16 protein-coding genes and 1 other RNA gene are annotated in these 19,633 nt (G+C 33.4%); 4 read left to right on the forward strand and 13 right to left on the reverse strand.

What is annotated here, in order from left to right:
• Together H3T43_RS00550 and H3T43_RS00555 are read left to right on the forward strand one after the other, a co-directional pair.
• Positions 1–936, forward strand: coding sequence for a LysR family transcriptional regulator (locus tag H3T43_RS00550; RefSeq protein ID WP_198211795.1), 936 nt, complete (start codon positions 1–3; stop codon positions 934–936).
• Between the two features lie 129 nt (positions 937–1,065).
• On the forward strand, positions 1,066–1,995 hold the full coding sequence (locus H3T43_RS00555; protein WP_198211796.1) for a manganese-dependent inorganic pyrophosphatase: 930 nt from the start codon (positions 1,066–1,068) through the stop codon (positions 1,993–1,995).
• A 41-nt stretch (positions 1,996–2,036) separates the two neighbouring features.
• Here the strand turns inward: H3T43_RS00555 and H3T43_RS00560 are convergent, their stop codons facing one another.
• Complete coding sequence (locus H3T43_RS00560; RefSeq protein ID WP_034979176.1) at positions 2,037–2,396, reverse strand: helix-turn-helix domain-containing protein; 360 nt, start codon at positions 2,394–2,396, stop codon at positions 2,037–2,039.
• A 1,342-nt stretch (positions 2,397–3,738) separates the two neighbouring features.
• Here H3T43_RS00560 and xerS point away from each other — a divergent pair.
• Positions 3,739–4,827 (forward strand): tyrosine recombinase XerS, encoded by a 1,089-nt coding sequence (gene xerS / locus H3T43_RS00565; protein ID WP_198211797.1) that lies wholly within the window; start codon positions 3,739–3,741, stop codon positions 4,825–4,827.
• A gap of 15 nt (positions 4,828–4,842) precedes the next feature.
• On the opposite strand, the gene H3T43_RS00570 is transcribed toward xerS, so the two are convergent.
• From H3T43_RS00570 to H3T43_RS00580, 3 genes are all read right to left on the reverse strand, one after another.
• Positions 4,843–5,481: an NUDIX hydrolase N-terminal domain-containing protein gene (locus H3T43_RS00570; protein WP_232350220.1), complete on the reverse strand. Its 639-nt coding sequence runs from the start codon at positions 5,479–5,481 to the stop codon at positions 4,843–4,845.
• A 52-nt stretch (positions 5,482–5,533) separates the two neighbouring features.
• On the reverse strand, positions 5,534–6,412 hold the full coding sequence (locus H3T43_RS00575; RefSeq protein WP_198211798.1) for a DegV family protein: 879 nt from the start codon (positions 6,410–6,412) through the stop codon (positions 5,534–5,536).
• 75 nt (positions 6,413–6,487) lie between these two features.
• On the reverse strand, positions 6,488–6,901 hold the full coding sequence (locus H3T43_RS00580; RefSeq protein ID WP_198211799.1) for a MarR family winged helix-turn-helix transcriptional regulator: 414 nt from the start codon (positions 6,899–6,901) through the stop codon (positions 6,488–6,490).
• Positions 6,902–7,257: 356 nt separating this feature from the next.
• Between H3T43_RS00580 and H3T43_RS00585 the strand changes: the two genes are divergently transcribed.
• Positions 7,258–8,946, forward strand: a complete 1,689-nt coding sequence (locus tag H3T43_RS00585; RefSeq protein WP_198211800.1) for an NFACT family protein — start codon at positions 7,258–7,260, stop codon at positions 8,944–8,946.
• Positions 8,947–8,992: 46 nt separating this feature from the next.
• Here the strand turns inward: H3T43_RS00585 and H3T43_RS00590 are convergent, their stop codons facing one another.
• The 9 genes from H3T43_RS00590 to rnpB all read right to left on the reverse strand — a co-directional run bounded on the left by H3T43_RS00590 (position 8,993) and on the right by rnpB (position 19,629).
• On the reverse strand, positions 8,993–12,169 hold the full coding sequence (locus tag H3T43_RS00590) for a carbamoyl phosphate synthase large subunit (RefSeq protein WP_198211801.1): 3,177 nt from the start codon (positions 12,167–12,169) through the stop codon (positions 8,993–8,995).
• A gap of 2 nt (positions 12,170–12,171) precedes the next feature.
• The gene (locus H3T43_RS00595; protein WP_034979157.1) at positions 12,172–13,227 is read right to left on the reverse strand and encodes a carbamoyl phosphate synthase small subunit; all 1,056 of its coding nucleotides are present in this window, start codon (positions 13,225–13,227) and stop codon (positions 12,172–12,174) included.
• A complete protein-coding gene (locus tag H3T43_RS00600) occupies positions 13,228–14,139 on the reverse strand; it encodes an RluA family pseudouridine synthase (protein ID WP_198211802.1) in 912 nt (303 codons plus the stop codon).
• Positions 14,132–14,596, reverse strand: a complete 465-nt coding sequence (gene lspA, locus H3T43_RS00605) for a signal peptidase II (RefSeq protein ID WP_034979154.1) — start codon at positions 14,594–14,596, stop codon at positions 14,132–14,134. Before lspA ends, H3T43_RS00600 begins: the two co-directional genes overlap by 8 nt.
• A gap of 8 nt (positions 14,597–14,604) precedes the next feature.
• The gene (locus H3T43_RS00610) at positions 14,605–16,281 is read right to left on the reverse strand and encodes a formate--tetrahydrofolate ligase (protein ID WP_198211803.1); all 1,677 of its coding nucleotides are present in this window, start codon (positions 16,279–16,281) and stop codon (positions 14,605–14,607) included.
• A 215-nt stretch (positions 16,282–16,496) separates the two neighbouring features.
• The gene (locus H3T43_RS00615) at positions 16,497–16,829 is read right to left on the reverse strand and encodes an acyltransferase (protein WP_198211804.1); all 333 of its coding nucleotides are present in this window, start codon (positions 16,827–16,829) and stop codon (positions 16,497–16,499) included.
• Between the two features lie 11 nt (positions 16,830–16,840).
• On the reverse strand, positions 16,841–18,070 hold the full coding sequence (locus H3T43_RS00620; protein WP_198211805.1) for a metallophosphoesterase: 1,230 nt from the start codon (positions 18,068–18,070) through the stop codon (positions 16,841–16,843).
• A complete protein-coding gene (locus H3T43_RS00625; protein WP_198211806.1) occupies positions 18,067–19,191 on the reverse strand; it encodes a class I SAM-dependent RNA methyltransferase in 1,125 nt (374 codons plus the stop codon). Before H3T43_RS00625 ends, H3T43_RS00620 begins: the two co-directional genes overlap by 4 nt.
• A gap of 68 nt (positions 19,192–19,259) precedes the next feature.
• Positions 19,260–19,629: RNase P RNA component class B (gene rnpB / locus H3T43_RS00630), an RNA gene on the reverse strand.
• Positions 19,630–19,633 lie beyond the last annotated feature (4 nt).

Genomic DNA, 19,633 nt, shown 5'->3' on the forward strand with positions numbered 1-19,633 from the left:
ATGCCTAAAACAGATACAATACTCTCAACCAAATCCCTACATTATTTTTTGCAATTAATTGATACCATGAACTACACTCAAGCTGCTCAAATCCTTGGTATTACTCAACCGGCTTTAACTCAGCAGATAAAGAAAATTGAACATGCAATCGGAACACCTTTGTTTGGACAAATGGGGAAAAAGCTTTATTTGACTGAAGCTGGTAAGCAGTTGCAAACGGGGGCAATTAAGCTACTCGGGACTATTAACTCTGTTGTTAGCGATATACAAGAGTTTACTCAGGCTGACAAAGGCAATATCGCAATTGGTGTTTTAGAAAGCGTCAATTCTGATCTTCTTAGAAAATTTTTGGTTGAATTTAATAAAAACTATCCCAATATAACTATCAGTGTTTCTTATTTCAATCGTAAAGATCTTTGGTATAATCTTGATAATAATTTGGTTGATTTAGCAATGCTTTATCTTCCCGAAACTACTAAAAAGAGTCAGACGAATTTACAAAATCAATACGAATTAATGAAAGTTACTCAAGACAAATTAACTATCTTAACTCACGATAGAAATGTTGAAGCAGGGAAGTCCTATCCAGTTTCTAAGTTTTTAGGAAAAAAATGGGTTCTTTATCCAGATAGCTTTTATTTAACTCAGATACTTAAAGGCAAGCTCGGCAGTAAGGTGAATGCAAGAAATGGTCTGAACGTTCCTTTAACTTTTACTTCTACCAAGGAGATGGTTGAGACAGCGCAGGACACTGGCTATGATACAATTGTAAGTGACTCTTATTACCGCCTAAATCAAAGTGAAATTAATTTGGTACCTGTATTTTTAAAAGGCATTAAAAAGTTCACAATTTCACTTATTTATCGAAAGGGTAAAAAAGAAGTCCCACGTATACAAAACTTTTTGAAAGAATTTAAAAAGTTTTTGGAAGACTGATGTTGCCACATAATCTTGTAAGTTCTTTTGAAGTAAGACAAAAATTTATAATTTGTTCTGTCAAGAATAGCCTTTATTAGGTAAACTAATTATATAAGTAAAATTTTAAAAAGAAAAAGAGGAAATCTAATGGAAAAAGAATTGGTCTTTGGTCACCAAAATCCTGACACAGATGCAATTGGTACAGCGATAGCTTATTCATATTTGCAGAATAAGCTGGGTTACAACACAGAGGCGGTTGCTTTAGGCGAACCTAATGATGAAACAGCTTTTGCATTAAAGAAGTTTGGTTTTGAAGCGCCAAGAGTGATCAAAACAGCAGCAAATGAAGTTAAAGAAGTAATGCTTGTTGATCATAATGAACCACAGCAAAGTGTATCAGACATTGATCAGGTTACTGTAACTCATGTTGTTGATCACCACAGAATTATGAATTTCAACACCAGTATGCCTTTATTTTATCTTGCTGAACCGGTAGGTTGTACTAGTACAATTATGTTTGGTCTCTATAAGCATTTTAAAGTTGAAATTCCTAAGAATATTGCTGGTATTATGCTTTCTGCCATTATTTCTGACACATTATTGCTAAAATCACCAACAACTACTGATAGAGATAAAAAAGCCGTTAAAGAACTTGCCGAAATTGCTGGCGTAGATTACGAAAAATATGGCTTGGATGAATTAAAAGCTGGAACTAATATAGCAAGTAAATCAGAAGAAGAACTAATCGATTTAGATGCCAAATCATTTGAATTAAATGGCAAGAATGTACGGGTAGCTCAAATTAATGTGGTTGACTTGCCAGAAGCATTAGAACGCAAAGAAGCCTTCCTGAAAACTATGAAAGATTCAGCAAATTCAGAGGGCTATGATTTGTTTATGCTGCTTATAACTAATGTACTCGATTCAGACTCAACTGCATTAGTTATAGGTTCAAACGAAGCTTTGGCTTCGTTTGAAAAGGCATTTGGGGAAGTTAAAGATTCAGAAATCAGCTTACCTGGTGTTGTTTCAAGGAAAAAACAGGTTGTTCCACCGTTAACTGAAGCATTTAAGTAATTTAAAAAGCACGAAATAGATTTAACTATTTCGTGCTTTTTTTAATCTTTGTTAATTTCCTTGGCCAAAATAATGAATGATTTACATACTCTTTCAGCTTTGTCAGGTGACATTTTTCTAAGTTCATTAAGAACCTTCTTAATAAATACAGGAGTATTATCTTGATGATTTTCTACTTTAACTTCCTTAAAGCGGTAAGCATTCATGATAATATCTGGTGTAGTGGTATTTAAAGCTCTGGCAATTGAATCGAGCTTTTGAATACTAATGTTTTGATTTTTTGTTCTTTCCAAACGAGAAATAAAGTTAACCGATAAGTCACTTAGTTCAGCGAGATCCTCCTGGGTCAACTTTTGTTCGCGCCGCCTACGGCATATTTCTTTTCCTAAATTTATACTCATGGAATAAATTCAACCCTTTCAAAAAATAATTCCATATTCTATAATAACAGATTAATTATAGAAATAAACAATAAAACAAAAATAATAATGAATAAAACACTTGCTTTTGGCAAAATTATACTCAAACTAAATGTTTTAAACTATACCCCACATAGTATTGTAAGCTATTTTTTGGAAAAATAAAATAAAAAAGCACCAATTAATTAAACTTAAAGTGAAAAAGGAAAGAGTGGCAAATATTATATCAAAGTATGGATTCGCTTGCTAGAGGGGCAAGGAGAAAAGCGCTTAAGTGAAAAATCAAAATCCAATTGTTTTTATATATTTATCTATTATAGAAAACGCTTTTATTTATATTTTTACACTTATAACGTAAAAAGTTTAAATAAATCAAATAATATGAAGAAAATGGTTTAGTAATTATTTAATTTACAAATTTCACAAACAATAAGTATTATTTTACCTAATGTAAGATACAATTTTTAGTTCAAAAGCAAATTTATGACAATCTAAATAAAAATTAGTTTTACCAATATTACTAATATAATCTAATTAGAGATATACTTTGATGAAAATAGAGTAGTATCAGAATGTCAGAAATACTTCTTTCATTGATTTTGCTTCGTATAATATATATTATGTAAAGTAAAACAAAAAAATTGAAAGAGAGCTTATGAGATTGAGACTGCATTTGACTTAAACAAAATAATTTTACTTTGAGATTGTCACAGGTCAATTCAGAGCTCGTTAAAATCAAAATGAATGCATAATTTATCAATTGGTCATCGAGTTGCCTCTGAGTCTCATCAGAAATGACTTGAATTTTTATTAATAAAAGTGTTTTGTTAATTAATATTGAAAGTCTATAAAATTGCGTTGATATATTTTAATTAAGTTAATTAAGAATTGCTTTGATAACAGTTGAGTAATAATGGTTAAAATCTCAATTTTAAGTATAAAAAGTCTGCTCACATAATTTTTTTCAACTTCTAAACGTGCTAACTATTAAAGAATTTTATAGTTGCTTTCATTAAAACTATAATTTTAATGAAAGATATTAAAACAATAAACAAGTTTAGTTATTTTGTATTCGTTGAATGTTTTTTAGCAAAGCTGAATATGATTTTTTAGATTAATTTCAATTAAAGGCGAAATTTCAATTCAAACTTTTAAAAGATTTATCTTTAAAATACCAAAGCAGTATTTTGTTTCATTAAATGTAATTTTCGCCTTTCCCTCTCCTCTATTCCATAATAAGTATACACGACACAAACATACATTCTAGTTTTGTTTTATAATGAATTATATAACTTAATATTTGAAGCTAGGAGAAATTTATTACGTGGAAACAAAGAAATATTTAGATCTAATTGATGAAGAATTAAATAAAATGCCTGATTTTGTTAAAGAATACAATTTTGGCACAAGTCACTCTTTAGCTACATCCTATCAGTATCTAACAGAAATCAGAAGATTTTTTGACTGGCTCCGTCATGAAGGCATTTCAAAAGCTGAAAATAACAAAAGTATTGAAACTCAAACTTTAGCTCACCTGCAACGCAATGACATTATGCTTTACATTAATTATTTAGGTCATACTAAGAATAAGCAAGGCAACTTGAATTCGCCTACAACAATAAATCGGTCTATTAATGCCTTGAGATCCCTTTTTAAGTTTTTAACCATTACTGCTGATAATATAAATGGCAAACCGTACTTTGAACGCAATGTTATGCTCAAAATTGATTCTCTTAATAATACGGAAACTTTAAACTATCGAGCCCATGTTCTTGAATCGCACATGTACACAGGAAAATTAAAATACCAGTTTTTGGATTTTATTGAAAATAATTATGAATTTAAATGCAATAAACATGCTTTACCAGGATTTAAAGCAAATAAAGAACGCGATATGGCAATTATTGCTTTAATTTTAGGAACTGGAATAAGAGTTTCTGAATGTGCAGGAATTGATTTGCCAGACATTAATTTTAAAAAGGCCACATTGGACGTAACCCGCAAAGGTGGCCAACGAGACAGCGTGCCAATTGCTGAATGGACGTTGGTTTACATCAGAGAGTATAAGAAAATAAGAAAGCAACGTTATTTGGCAGTCAAAAGCGATTCAGCATTTTTCCTGACTCGCTGGCATAATAAAACACGTCGGATCACTACTAGCGCTATCGAGAAAATGGTCAATAAATATTCAGCTGCTTTTGGGCACCCCCTCACTCCTCATAAATTACGTCACACAGTGGCTTCTGAACTATATGGTGTAACCAAAGACCAAGTGTTGGTGGCTCAGCAACTGGGCCAAAAAGGAACTTCAGCAACCGATTTATATACTCATGTTGATCAAAAAAAGCAACGTGCTGCTTTAAATGAGATCTCAAAAGCAGATAAAAAGAACAGTGATCACAAACAGGCTTGATGCAGAGCCTGTTTTTTATTCAAATTTTGTTTGCCAGTTAGGATTTTGATTCGCTTCAAAACACATTTTTATTTCTGCTAAAGAATTTCGTGGCAATGACAAAGGTGGTAAATTATCGAGTTCAAAAAATGAACATTTATCAGTCTCGGTATTTTTTGAAAATTTCCCACCCAAGTCTTTACATAAAAAGATGACATTACAAACATTAATAGCTCTTTTAATTCGCTTTTTACCATAAATATTAGTTGAATGGTTATTCACTGCAATAATTTGTTCAACTTCAATTTTATGCCCAGATTCCTCTTCGGCTTCTTTTATACAATTTTCTTTAACAGTTATATTAGGTTCACACCAACCACCAGGCATTGACCATAAATTATCTGTAGTCTCTTTAACCAGTAAGATTTTTTGTTTACTAAAAATTGCAGCTCGAGTAGAAACTTTAGGTGTCTGGTACCCATCATCACTACTGAACAAGCCTTTAACAACATTTATTGATAGTCCAGTTTTTGCTGCCATCATTTCGGTAGCAATCTTTCTTACTTGTTCGTAGCGCTCCCGATCAAAACGATCATAACCATATTCTATACCGTTTTGAGCAATACTCTGTAACTCTACAGCCCATTTTGTTATTTGATCCATTTGCTTTTTCATAAATATCCTCATACTTCTGTAACAAAAAAAGCAATCTTACAAAAGGTTGCTTTTATTTAGTCAAATCGATTTTATCAATATCAATCATCCATCCAATGGCAAAAGACTTTTCTCCTAGATGCGTGGCAATAACAGGGCTAAATTTCGTAACGGAAATGTTTTGCTCTGGAAATTTTTCTGTTAAAAATGCTTTAGCTTCGTCTACCTGACTGCTGTCATTGGAGTCAATAATAAAGAGCTTGATTTTATCTTTATAAGGCAATTGATCTATTTTCTTTACCGTTAATTTTTTAATTTTGATAAAAGCTCGTTTCATAGAACGAATTTTGTCAAAAGCTACTATATTGCCGTCTTTAAAAGTAAGCAGCGGCTTGATATTTAGCATTGAGCCGATAAAAGCACCGGCATTGCTTAAGCGCCCTCCTCTACTTAAATTATTTAAATCATTAACCACGAATATTTCATCAATAGTTGAACGGATCTTTTCGAGTCGAGTTAAAATTGTATCCAGATCAAGACCATTTTTTATCATTTTGGCTGCTGCCAAAACCAAATTTCCTTGTAAGCGAACAGTCATTCTTGTATCAATTGCATGTAAATTATATTTTGGATGATTTTCAGCAATATTACATAATGTTTGATAAAAACCAGAAATCCCGCTGGAAAGTGTAATAGCAATAATGGCTTCATAACCCTTATCATTTAGGCTGTCAAAAAGACGAATTAAATCGCCAGTACTTGGTTGAGAAGTTTTAGGAAAATCTGCGCCCTCTCTCTGCATTTTAAAAAGCTGATCAGAAGTTATATCAACATTTTCCAAATACTCTTTTTTACCTATAATGATTGGAATTGAAACAACAATAATGTTATTTCTTTCTGCCTCTTGTTTTGTTATGGCACTAGTACTATCAGTAACTAAAGCAATCTTCATCTAACTTACCTTTCGCTTTTGTGTGTACAACATACAAGAATTATAGCATAAAAAAATAAGTGTTTCGACCATCAACTACAGCGAACTTGTTCTCTCTGTTTTCTGCACTAGTTTAGCAAAAGTTTGGTCAAATGCTTTTATTTCTTGCTCTGTTAAACCATGCAAAAGTGATGCTTCTATTTCTTTTAAAACGTTTCTCAGTTCAGAAATTTTTTTCAACCCCAGATCATTTAACAGAACTGTTTTGCTTGAGTCACTTTCTGACCTTCTAATTGTTACAAAACTCATGGTTTTCTTTTGCTGCAATTGTCTGCTTAATGTTGAAAGTGATATTTTTAATTTTTCAGCTAAATCTCCCATTTTTAAAGCAGTATTACCATTATGGTAAAAATAAAGCAAAATTCTGGTTTGCGAAAGATTTAACCCACACTTTTTATTTATTTCGTTTTTAATATTTCCAGCAATTGTGCTAAAAGATAAAACGTCCATTTAACTACCTTTTCTGATTAAAACAAAACATAAAAATATTTTATAAACTTAAATTTAAGCAATATTAAAAGCATGAAAATGCATAAAAAGCTAAACGAAAAGTTGTGAAACATTCATGCTTAATTGTATAGTAATATTTGTTACTATTATTTTTAGCTTATAAATATTTATACTGATAACTTTAAATCTATATTACCAGTATATCAGTTTTTTGCAATGATTTCTTTAGTTATTTCAAAAATGATTACTATATAATTAGTGGTACTCTATTTTAAGATTATAAATAAAATATATTTTAAACAAGCACTTATCGCCTAATACTTGGTATAATAGAAAGCGTGTTTTGAGGTGATATTATGGCTTTTGATGGTTTGTTTATACATAGCCTGCTAAATGATGTTAAACCAAAAATAGAAAGTGGCAGGCTTTCCAAAATTTATCAACCATTTGAACAAGATCTAGTGCTAACTTTTAGAAAAGACAGAAAAAATATACAATTACTATTATCTGCCAATGCTCAGTATCCACGTTTTTATATTATTGAGCAAACTATTGCTAATCCTGATAAGGCACCAACTTTTGTTATGGTGTTACGTAAATATTTAGAAGGCTCAATTCTACAGTCAATTGACCAACTAGGAGTTGACCGTATTGTCAATTTTTATTTTAGTAATCGTAATGAGCTTGGAGATCAAGTTCAGTTAGTCTTATCGTTGGAGCTAATGGGCAGACATAGCAATGTTATTCTTTATGACCAGAAAAATGGACGTATAATTGATTTGCTCAAAAGAATTAATCCTGATGAAAATAGAGTGCGGTTACTCTTACCCAAAGCTAAATATGAGTTACCTCCTCTTATATCTGGTATTGATGGTTTCAAGATGACGGAAACAGAGTTTAATAAAAGGGCTTCGAATTCCGATCCTGAAAAATTCGCCGGTCAGATTGGGGGGATTGATCGAGACGATCGTCAAGAGCTTGCAGGTTATTTGGAAGACGATTTTTCTTATTCGTCTTTTAAAACTTTTATGGATCAGTTTAATAAAAAAGGTGCTTTTATTCTGAAAACACCAAATAATAAGCGAAAGATTTTTCCTTATTTGCCTTACCATCTTAACCTAACTAAAGAAAGTTCTGATCCAGATATTAATCATGCTTTAGACAGTTTTTATCAATATCAATCAAATCAGGATTGGGTAAGACAAAAGTCAAGTCAAATTGAACGAGTTGTAAAAAACGAGCATAAAAAATTAGCCAAAAAAATAGTTAAGCTCCAAAAGCAATTGGATCAAGCTGAAAATTCTGAAGGATATAGAATTAGAGGTGAAATTCTTAATGCAAATTTGTCCCAAGTTAAACCGGGAATGACTGAAATTGACCTGCCTAATTATTATGATAATAATCAACCACTAAAAATTAAGCTTGATGCGGCACTCTCTCCTGCTCGAAATGGTCAAAAATATTTCACCAAGTATAAAAAGCTGCGCGATTCAATTAAACACGTTAAAGAACAAATAAAAATAGCTCAAGACAATTTAAATTATTTTGATACTATTCAAACCGCGATCGATAATGCCGAACCACAAGATATCGATCAAATTAACGAAGAATTAATGAATCAAGGCTACATTAAAAAACCCCAGAAACCGAAACGTAAAAAGAAAATCACTGAGAAAAACCTCAATAAATTTCGCATTTCATCTGGTAAAACTGTTTTAGTTGGTAAAAATAATTTACAAAATGATTGGCTCACCTTAAAAAAAGCTAATAAAACTGATATTTGGTTTCATGTAAAAAATATTCCTGGTTCGCATGTCATTTTGCAATCTGATCAACCAACAGAAAAAGACATTTTAGAAACTGCGGAAATTGCGGCCTATTTTTCTAAAGCTAAAAATTCAGCTCATGTACAGGTTGACTATGTGCAGGATAAAAGAGTAAAAAAACCTAATGGCGCAAAACCTGGTTTCGTAATTTATACTGGACAAAATTCAATTGAAGTAACCCCCGAAAAAGAACGAGTATTAAGCAAAAGAATAAACTAAAAAACGAGGATGAATAAATCATCCTCGTTTCATTTTCGCTTTATTGTCAAATTGGCTGTGTAGTTAACGCCAGTGATTCTAGAACACCCAAAATAAGTTCTGTGGTTTCGATGCTTGAAAAAACAGGTATATTCTGATTCAAAGCTTCATCACGTATTCTGGTTGCATCGTCACTAGCAGAATCGGATAAGTTAGTAATGTTAATCACCATATCAATTTTGTGTTGTCGTATTTTATCTAACAGACTGTGAGAACCATGACTAATTTTGGAAACAATTCCTGTGGTTATTCCAGCTTCTGCTAGGCCATTAGCAGTACCTTCAGTAGCAATTATTTTGAAACCCAGACGATAAAAACGTTGAGCCAATGACGTAACTTTTTCTTTGTCTTCATCACGAACAGAAATAAAAATTGTACCAAAGTTAGGTATTTTTAGGCCACTGGCTTCATAGCCTTTGTATAAAGCTTTTGCAAGCTCAGTATCTCGCCCCATGACGGATCCAGATGACTTCATTTTTGAATCAAACGTATTTTCACTTTGGTAATCAATATATGAGAAAACTGGCATTTTGACAAAAATAAAATTATTTGAATGCCATAAACCGTTTTTATAGCCTAAATCAGGTAAATTCTTGCCAATAAGGACTTCCGTTGCACAATTTGTAATATCTTTTCCAATTGCCTTAGAAAGAAAAGCAATATTGTGACCAGCATATGGCTTAATTTGCAGTAAAAAGATTTTCTTTGCAACAATCAAAAAATGTAACGTGAATATACCACGCATATTTATGCGTTTGACTAACTCAATAGCATATTCAGTAAGTAACTTTTTGCCTGTTTTTGTTAAATTTTGTGGCTTAAAAACAGCTATTGAATCTGACGCATGAGATCCTGTTTGCTCCAAATGCTCAATAATACCAGGAATTGTGACATTTTTACCATCTGAAATGGCAGTAATTTCATATTTATTTCCTTCAATAAAATGAGATAAACTGACCTTGGATAATTGATTTTCCTTTAAATATTTCTTTAAAGCTGGCAAATCATAGACAACAGCAGATTTTTGCTTAACGCCCATATTATTAAATCCGCCAATGAGAATTGGAAATCCATGTTCATTGATAAAATTTTTAGCCTCTGTCTTATCAACTGTTGTTAAAAGTTTATTTTGACCTAAACTTTTTAATGGTTTAGTTAAAACCTGCTCAATCCGATCTTTCGGATTAATGTTTTTACTGCCTAATATATTTAAACCATTTTCTATTAGTTTTTTACATAAAGCATTCATTTCTTTGCCAGAGAACTGAACTAAAACATCTTTTATTTGCTCTTTTTTAGCAATATGTAAGATACTTTCAAGGGTTATAGGTTCTAAATAAACCTTATCTGCCCTTTTATAGCTAATTGCTACAGATTCATCATTATTTGATAATAAAACAGTGGCATAATTATTATTATGTAAAGTATCTATTGCATGACTAATCATGTAGTCAAATTCGCTTGTAACTGAAACTTGCGAGGGTAACATACCGATTACTAGCACTTTTTTAGCTGCAGATAACGCTTGACTTTCATCATGAACTCCATATGAGCCATAGTATGCCTTAACCAACGGCTTAATTGTTCCCGCTGATCCATCTATTTGCTGATAAGCCGGCTTCAAATGTAATTTTATAAGCCTCTTTTCGATCGCATTAATATCAGTATCAGAAAGATCAGAAATTAACGCGTTGCGAAATCCTCTCTTTTTCGCTTCAATCAATAATTCATCTGTTAGATTTCCAGCTGCTAATTTTTGTCCTATCTCCACAATATGTGCAAGTTTTTGAAAATAAACTGGATGAATATGAACAATTCTTTGCAGATCATGATAACTGAAACCTTTAGATATTGCAGCTAAAAGCTTAATTAAATGTGACTCATCGGGATGCTCTAAATCACTTGCTATTTCGTTTTTTTCTTTCGCTTTTTCAGTTTTAAAAATCTTAAGTGACATTTTTAGGTTAACCGATGATGCAAGACCTTTTAAAAAAGCAGATTCAAAATTCGTTCCTATTCCGATTGCTTCACCACTGGCTTGCATTTTGGCACCTAATAAATAATGGTTGCTGCCGGATTGTGTTAATGACCAGAAAGGCATTCTGACTGCAACTTTATCTAAGGTTGGCTCAACAGCAGCATTGAGACCTGATAAGGGATCTGTTATTTCATCTAAACGGTAGCCAATAGCTACTTTACATACAATATAACCTAAGCTGTACAATCCCACTCTTTTTGACCAAATTGCACTGCGTGTTAACCTGGGTTTTATTGATAAAATTTTTACAGAGAACTTTGTTCCCTCATGTTTGACAGCAAAATGAATATTTAATATTCCAACGATTTTTAATTTGTTGGCAATTACTTTAGCAATTGCACGAATTTTCTGTACTTGGTCGTTGTTTAGCGTTAAAGCTGGCATTACTGTAGCAGAATCTCCTGCATTAATAGCTACGGATTCAACAGTATCAGCTAAATTGGTAAAGAGGATATTTCCAGAGCTATCACGAATTATGTTTGCAATGACTTCTTCCCAAGAGGAAAGATCTTCAGACAAATGATAATTGCCAAAGGAAAAACTTTCTGATTGTTTTTCTTTTGTTAGATACTCGTTCAAATCGGAAACATTGTCAAAAATAATTTGTGTATTTTTGGCTGAAGTATTTTCTTTAATAAGCATTACTGGAAACTGAACTTTTTCAGATAGCTGTTTCTGAATATCAACAGCACTGAAATCAGTTAAATTCCAATATTTATTAGCCTCAATTTGATTTTCAGCCAAAAAAGCATTCATTTTTTGATGATTATCCATTGTGAGAGTTTGTTTGTTCAAGGTCAGCAACCTAACTCCCATTTTTTGCAATATACCATCCTGAACTAGTTCTCGTGTAACTTTTAATCCTGTAGTTGAGCCATAAGCAGAAATAATAGCACTTGGTTCTTCCATGCGAATTATTCTTTTTAGAAATTCCAGTGTCATTGGTTCAAGATAAACAGTTAGCCCAGATTTTTTGTCAGTAGAAATAGTTGCAGGATTGGGATTAACTAAAACAACTTGAATATCTTCTTCAGAAAGTGCTTGAATTGCATCTTCAACTAGTAAATCAGTTTCAGATACTTTACCAACCAAGGTTGGGCCAGATCCAATGATTAAAACTTTATCTAAGTCATTCTCTAAAGGCATTTTTACACCATCATCTTTACAAAACTATCAAAAATAGGAAGAGCATCTAGACTTCCAGGAGCACCTTCAGCATTAAAAGCTGTACCAATTACCTTATTGGCTTTATTACTGTAACCAGCTAATAACTCACTGTGGAGATCGTATAATTCTTTTTCCATTTCAAATTGGACGCTGTTTGGCAGTACTAATTGATCTATATTCATCGCCACTTGCCAAATCTCATTCGTATTTTGGTCAATAACAGGATAATTAATGCCATTATATGATTGAGGCAAAGCAACTAATTCAAAATTAAGAAATTCACTTAAGGCCAAAAAGCCCAGACCAATTCCCCAAAGAGGAATTTTCCTATAAAATGCTGCCAAAATAGGATTAAGGTTCTCTTTGAGTTCATCCACTTTTCCTGGACCACCTGAAATAATAATTCCTTGCGGTCGCAGATTTTTAATATCAGGTACTGAGACGTTATAAGGTAAAACGGTAGCGTTGACTTTTCGTAAAGACAATTCTCTAAGCATAGAATGCTTTAATCCCAGATCGATAATAGCTACAGTTTTACCCACATTAGGTACCGCATAGGCATTTTTAGTTGAAACAGTAGCAGACTTGTTTTTAGGCAGAACTAAAGCTTTGATTTGATCAAAAGCATGTTCGTCATTTGTATCCATGATTGAGGCTTTTATGGTTTTCTCTTTATTTAAAAGATGAACTAAAGCCCTGGTGTCAACGTTATAAATAGCCGGTATGTTTTTTTCCTTTAAAAAGGAAGCTAAATCTTGAAAGTTATTACTATCTGAGATATTTTGAGCTACATCATTTGCAATGATTCCTTTTACAGTTGGATTAATACTTTCATAATCTATTGCGTTAATGCCATTGCCACCGATCATAGGAGCAGTAAAAACTAAAATTTTACCTGTGTTTGTTGGATCAGTTAAAGCTTCCTGATAACCAAAATTACCAGTTTGAATAGCTAATTCACCTGTTGAAATTATTGAAGCTCCCAATCCCTCTCCCGGAAATGATTGACCATTTTCCAGAATTAAATATCGTTTCATTTAATCACTTTTTTCTCTTAAGTCAGCCAATTGTTGCAAAAAAATTTGTGGAGGCTGCACTTCAAATTCCAGCCACTTGCCTGAATGTGGTTGTTCGAATCCCAAAACTTGAGCATGCAAAAATTGACCATTACCTTTTAAGGTATGATGTGGTCCGTATAATGGATCCCCTGCAACGGGATGCCCAATATACGCAAGGTGTACCCTAATCTGGTGTGTACGCCCTGTTTCAAGCTGACATCTTATCAAACTATATTTTTGAAACTGTTCTAGGACAGTAAAATGAGTGACTGCATTTTTACCGTTCTCAACTACAGCCATTTTTTTACGATCATAATGATCACGTCCGATCGGAGCTTCAATTGTTCCAGATTTTTCAGAAAAATTCCCATGTACAATTGCTAAATAAAGCCTTTTGTTAGTCTTTTGTGCTAACTGTTTCTCTAAGTTTTCACGCGAAAAAGCATTTTTGGCCACCATCAATAAACCAGATGTGTCTTTATCAATTCGATGCACAATTCCCGGCCGAAAGCCTTCAGGACTTTCGGCTAAATTTTTTGTATGAAACAGCAAAGCATTGACAAGAGTGTGATCTGGATGTCCAGCAGCCGGATGAACCACCATACCTTGAGGTTTGTTAACAACTATTACATCTTGATCTTCATAAATAATATCAAGCGGTATATCTTCTGGAACTACTGCCAAAGGTTTTAACTTCGGTACACTAACTGAAATCAAATCATTTTTTTGTACCTTATAAGAAGTTTTAACTGCCTTGCTGTTGACTAAAATATTTTTATCTTGCACTAAATCTTGGATCCTTGAGCGTGATAAAGATGGAATTTTGGTCGCGAGCACTTTATCGATTCTACCTTTTTCCTCCTGAATTACGAATTGATATTTATCAGGCATTATTTTTTTCGCTTTCATCAAAAAACAGAAGATAAATAAAAACGAGTATTATCCCTACTGTTATTGCAGAATCGGCAATGTTAAAAATATTGAATTGAATAAAATCGACTTGGATCATATCAATGACGTACTTTAGATGAATCCGATCAATTAAATTACCTATTATTCCCCCAAGAACTAATGCAACTCCAGTACTGAAAAGCTTACTATGAAATTTTTTAATAAACAGATAATATAAACATACTATGATGGCAATAATGCTAATTAAATAAAAAAGTCCCATTTGACCAGGAAGAATATTCCAAGCAGCACCTTCGTTTTGCACGTAGGTAAATGAAAAAATATGAGGAAGAACCTGGTGTGATTCACCAAGTCTATAGTTACCAGCAATAAAAGACTTTAAAGCCTGATCGAAGATCACTATTAATAACGAAATAATTAAATATAAAAATTGCATTGCTACTTTTAAAATAAGCCACTAATTTTGCCGTTGTTATCAACATCAATATCTAATGCAGCAGGATGCTTAGGTAACCCAGGCATGTCTAAAACATGTCCGGTGGTTATGACAATGAAGCCTGCTCCATTTTTCAAACTGGCACCTTTAACATGCAAGGTAAAATCATTTGGAGCACCTAACAATTTTTGATTATCAGTGAATGAATATTGTGTCTTGGCAATAATTACAGGCAACTTATCCTTCCCCATTTTTTCCAGTTCTTGAATATCTTTTTCCGCTTTTTCACTATATTCTACTCGTGCTGCATGATATATTTTTTGCGCAACTTTTGCAATTTTAGTTTTAACGTCATCATCTTTTTGGTAAGTCGGAATAAGATGACCACTTTGAGAATTTGCCAAATCAAGGACTGCTTTTGCTGCATCTATGCCACCTTTTGATCCCTGTTCATGATAATCTACCACAACAGAGTCAATTCCTTGTTCCTTGATCAATTTCTGTAAAAGATTAAGCTCATTTTCAGTGTCTGTAGTGAAGTGATTAATTAAAACAATAACTGGAAGACCATAATTACGCATATTATTCATATGTCTCTTAAGATTTTCAAAACCGTCGCGTAAAGCAGACAGATTTTCCTTACTTAAGTTATCAGTAGTTCCTTCAGCTTGATATTTTAAGGCACGGACAGTAGCCACAACTACACTGGCATCTGGTTTTTTATCAAGATGTTCAGAAACAAAGTCCATGAATTTCTGACCACCCAGATCACTACCAAATCCCGCTTCAGTCAATACGTAGTCGCTTAGGTGTAAGGCTAAATTCGTTGCCATGACTGTGTTTGCACCATGAGCAATATTGGCAAATGGGCCACCATGCACTAAAGCAGGAGTATGCTCAATAGTTTGTACAAGGTTGGGCTTTAAGGCGTTGGAAAGAAGAGCAGCAATTGCACCTTCAAAACCAAGATCCTTAACGAAAACAGGCTGATCATCAATGGTATAACCAACGAGCATTAATCCAATTCTCTTTTTTAAATCGTTGATGTCAGTCGACAAACACAGAATCGCCATTAATTCGTTAGCAACTGTGATTGCAAAACTGGATTTATGCTCAACACCATTAAACTTTGAACCCTGTCCGACAGTAATATTTCTTAAACTGCGATCATTCACATCAATTCCGCGTTTTAAGAGGATTCTGTCAGGATCTAGCTTAAGTTCATTTCCTTGATAGATATAATTGTCTACTAGTGCAGCCAAAGTATCAATTGCGGCGGTTAAAGCATGCATATCTCCGGTAAAATGGAGATTAATGTCTTCCATTGGAATTACCTGTGCCTGACCTCCTCCAGTTGCTCCGCCCTTTAAGCCAAAAACTGGCCCCATTGACGGTTCTCTTAAAGCAATCATGGTTCTTTGATGTAACTGATTGTTTATGGCATCTCCTAAACCAATCGTCATAGTTGACTTGCCTTCTCCAGCAGGAGTAGGTGAAATAGAGGTAACCAAAATAAGTTTACCAAGGTGTTGGTTTGCCATGGTACGTTTTATTGCCTGCCAGTTAATTTTAGCCTTGTCGTTACCATAAGGTTCAATGTCAGTATCTCTTAAGCCGACCTTTGCGGCTATTTCATTAATAGGTAATGCGTGAGCTTCTTGTGCAATTTGAATATCTGATTTCATTGCGCATGCCTCTTTCTATAAATGTAAATTGTTAAATCTAACTCTTCATTTTAAGTAATATCCTTTTCATATTAGAATTTAGGTCCCACCTTTTGTTTAATCAATTGTCATTATAACAAATATTGATCAATTTTTATGCATTGCCAGTCACAAATTAAGAATTACGCTAAATTTACTTTTAACTGATGTAAAAAACAGGCAGAGGTCTGCCTGCTTTACTTTTCAAATCTTAATAAGTAATACTGACCAAATTCAGCAATTCTGATTTTATAAATTTTTAGCAGCTGCCAGTCGAAAATAATTGCTGGTTCAGATGTCAATTTTGCTTTAGCACGAAATGGCAACTTAAATATTTCATTGTTCCAATAAGAATTAAAGTAAGTATGAACTAATAATATCACGAATAATAAGGCACAAATTAAAGCCGGCCAGTTGAAAATTTTTGTACTTTCATATAAGAAAATAAGACATAAAAAAAGAACTATTAATACCCAGCTGAAATAAATTAATCCACTGCGACCTAAAATAATGAAATGTTTTTTTCTCATAAGGCTCCTTTTCAATACCAAATTTCTGTTTCAAGATTGCTATGATCAGTCGTATCGAATAAAGTTTTCATGTAATTGCTAAAACGAGGTCTTTGATTGACTAAAATTTTAAATTCTGGAGAAGAATATAATTTTTTTAATTGCTCCTTTTCGATATGATTGTGACCAGTAAAATACTGATAATTCATCTCTATAAACAAATGATTTACCTTTTGCAGAAGCTCAGATTGTTCATTATTAAAATTATCTTTCTTATTTGAATTTCCTTTTAAATTTTTTATTTGAATTTCCTTCAAATAATGGTGAAAATGAGCTAAATTTTGATCTTCCAGCTCTTTTTTATTCAAAAATGGTTTCATGTTAAATGTATGACGCTGATATTTAATGTTATCTGGTCTTACCTTGATTACCCCATATCCCTGGTCATATGAACAAAAACTTGAGGTGACCACTTCTATCGTAGGTGTTCTTTCTAATGGTCCAACTATATTTTGAGCATGTATATGACCAGAAAAGGCAACTTTAATGTTGAAATCCTCACACAGACGACGTAAAAGTTGAGCATTATTTAGGACAAAGCCACGATTTACTGCCGGATTATGAGCATACAGATTATGATGCATAAATAGAAGTGGTCTCAGATGATTTCTTTTAGCATTTTCCAACTGTTTTTCTAGCCAGATAATTTGTTCCTCATTTATTTGTCCTTCAGTAGCAGGGGCACCATTTGCCTCATGTTTACCATAAATATTGGAATCTAGTAGCAATAAAAGGTAACGCTGATTTAATTGAACACTGTATGCTAATGAATCAGGATCAATGCTCAGTGCGCAGTCATATGAGCTTTTAAATATTTCCTGCCAGTCCCTTGGGCTTATTTGGTGAGCATAAAGTTGATTTGGACCTTTAAAAGCACGCGCCCAACCATCATATATATCATGATTCCCAGGTAAAACCAATAGTTTTGTTGCTTTTAAACGACTAAATATTTCCGCAAATTTTTGTGCAGAAATAAGTTCTCCGTTAAAAGTTACGTCTCCAGTAACGATGATAGCGGCTGGCTTCTTTTGATTAGCAAAATCAGTAAAAGCTCGAAGAGCTATTTCTTGATAAGCCAGATCTTTACCTTGACTAGTATTTTGAATAAGTTGAAATGCATGGCCATTATCATGCAAGCTATCAGCAATTAGGTGAGTGTCTGTAATAACCCAAAACTCCGTATTTGATTTTTCAGTAATCATTTTTTTCTTGCCCAATATTGGTAAAAATCTACTCTTAAATTGCCATTAAATAGCTTTCGCTTTTTTGTTGCTTTTTTACCAAAAAATTTTTCAAAAGCAGGATCTCCAACTAAATAATACTGACTGAAACTATCATATTTTAGAAGTGAGTCGCCCATCTGTTTATAAAGATTTTCGGCAGATTCTCGATCTTTCAGTCTTTTACCATATGGGGGATTTGCAATTATAACCCCATTTTGTAAATCCGTAGCAAAATCTTTTACCGCAACCTGTTTAAAATAAATATCTTGTAATACACCTGCGTTATTCGCATTTAATTTTGCAATTTCTAAAATAGACTGATCAATGTCACACGCCCAAATAGGTTGTTCAAGTGGTTTGATTTTATTCTTTGCTTCTGCTACCAATTCATTATGAATAGTGCTGTCAAACCAATCAAAGCCATCAAAGGCGAATTGGCGCCAAATTCCTGGAGCAATATTTTTTCCTATTAAGGCTGCTTCAATAGCAAGAGTACCAGAACCAGTCATTGGATCTATTAAGGGATGACTGCCATCATATGGAGTTAGTTCTAATAATCCTGCCGCAAAGTTTTCTTTCAGAGGAGCTCCCCCATGTTCAATGCGGTAACCCCTTTTAAACAAACTGGCCCCAGTTGTATCTAACGAAAGCCTTGCAATATCTTTGTTTATATGAATGTCAAGAGGATATTCATTACCGTTTTCCGGCAAGAAGCCGCGACGATGATACTGATCGGACATTTTATTAACAATCGCTTTTTTTACGATTGATTGAATGCCTGGCTCAGAATGTAATTTAGACCTGACTGATCTGCCTTTCACAGGAAATTTAGCGTCAACAGGTAGTAATTCTGCCCAATCAATTTCATATACTTGGTTAAAAAGAGTATCAAAATCCGTGGCTTTAAATTCCTTTAGTAAAATTTTAACGCGGTCTGCTGTTCTTAACCAGAGATTGGTTTTGACAATATCAGTTTCATTACCGGTAAAAAAGACTCTCCCGTTTTCAGTGTGCGTTTTATAGCCCATTGCCTGCAGTTCTTTGGCAACAACACTTTCAAACCCAACGCCCATAGTTGTATATAATTGATATTTTTCCATCTTTATTCTTTCTTTTCTTTAAAAAAAGCGTTGAGCCCTTTGAAAAGCTCAACGCTGCCAATGCAAATTTCTGTAAGCCACGTTCTGTTCAGGTATTTGTGGCATAAATACCTTCAGCAGCCATCTATCTTTGCTAAATATCAGCAATCCAATCTTTAGTTCATTTCCTTAGATTGAAACGCCCCCACCAAGTTTGGGTTGCACGCTCGCAGGGTTTACCTCGTTCCACCAGAAGCGTTTCCGCCTCTGCTTCGTCACTGTGGCACTTTTCAGAATATTCATGCATGTCATAATGGTGATTTAGCACTTTTTTCGCCGTAATTGTAAATTCTTTAGCTTATTGGGCTAAATACGAACACTACAAGCATCGCAGCTCGTGCGTGCGTGGACTTTCCTCAGCCTGACCTTTTCAAGATCAAACCGCGACTGCTCAAAATTTGCA

Source organism: Lactobacillus sp. M0396, from assembly GCF_016101625.1.
Classification (GTDB): domain Bacteria; phylum Bacillota; class Bacilli; order Lactobacillales; family Lactobacillaceae; genus Lactobacillus; species Lactobacillus huangpiensis.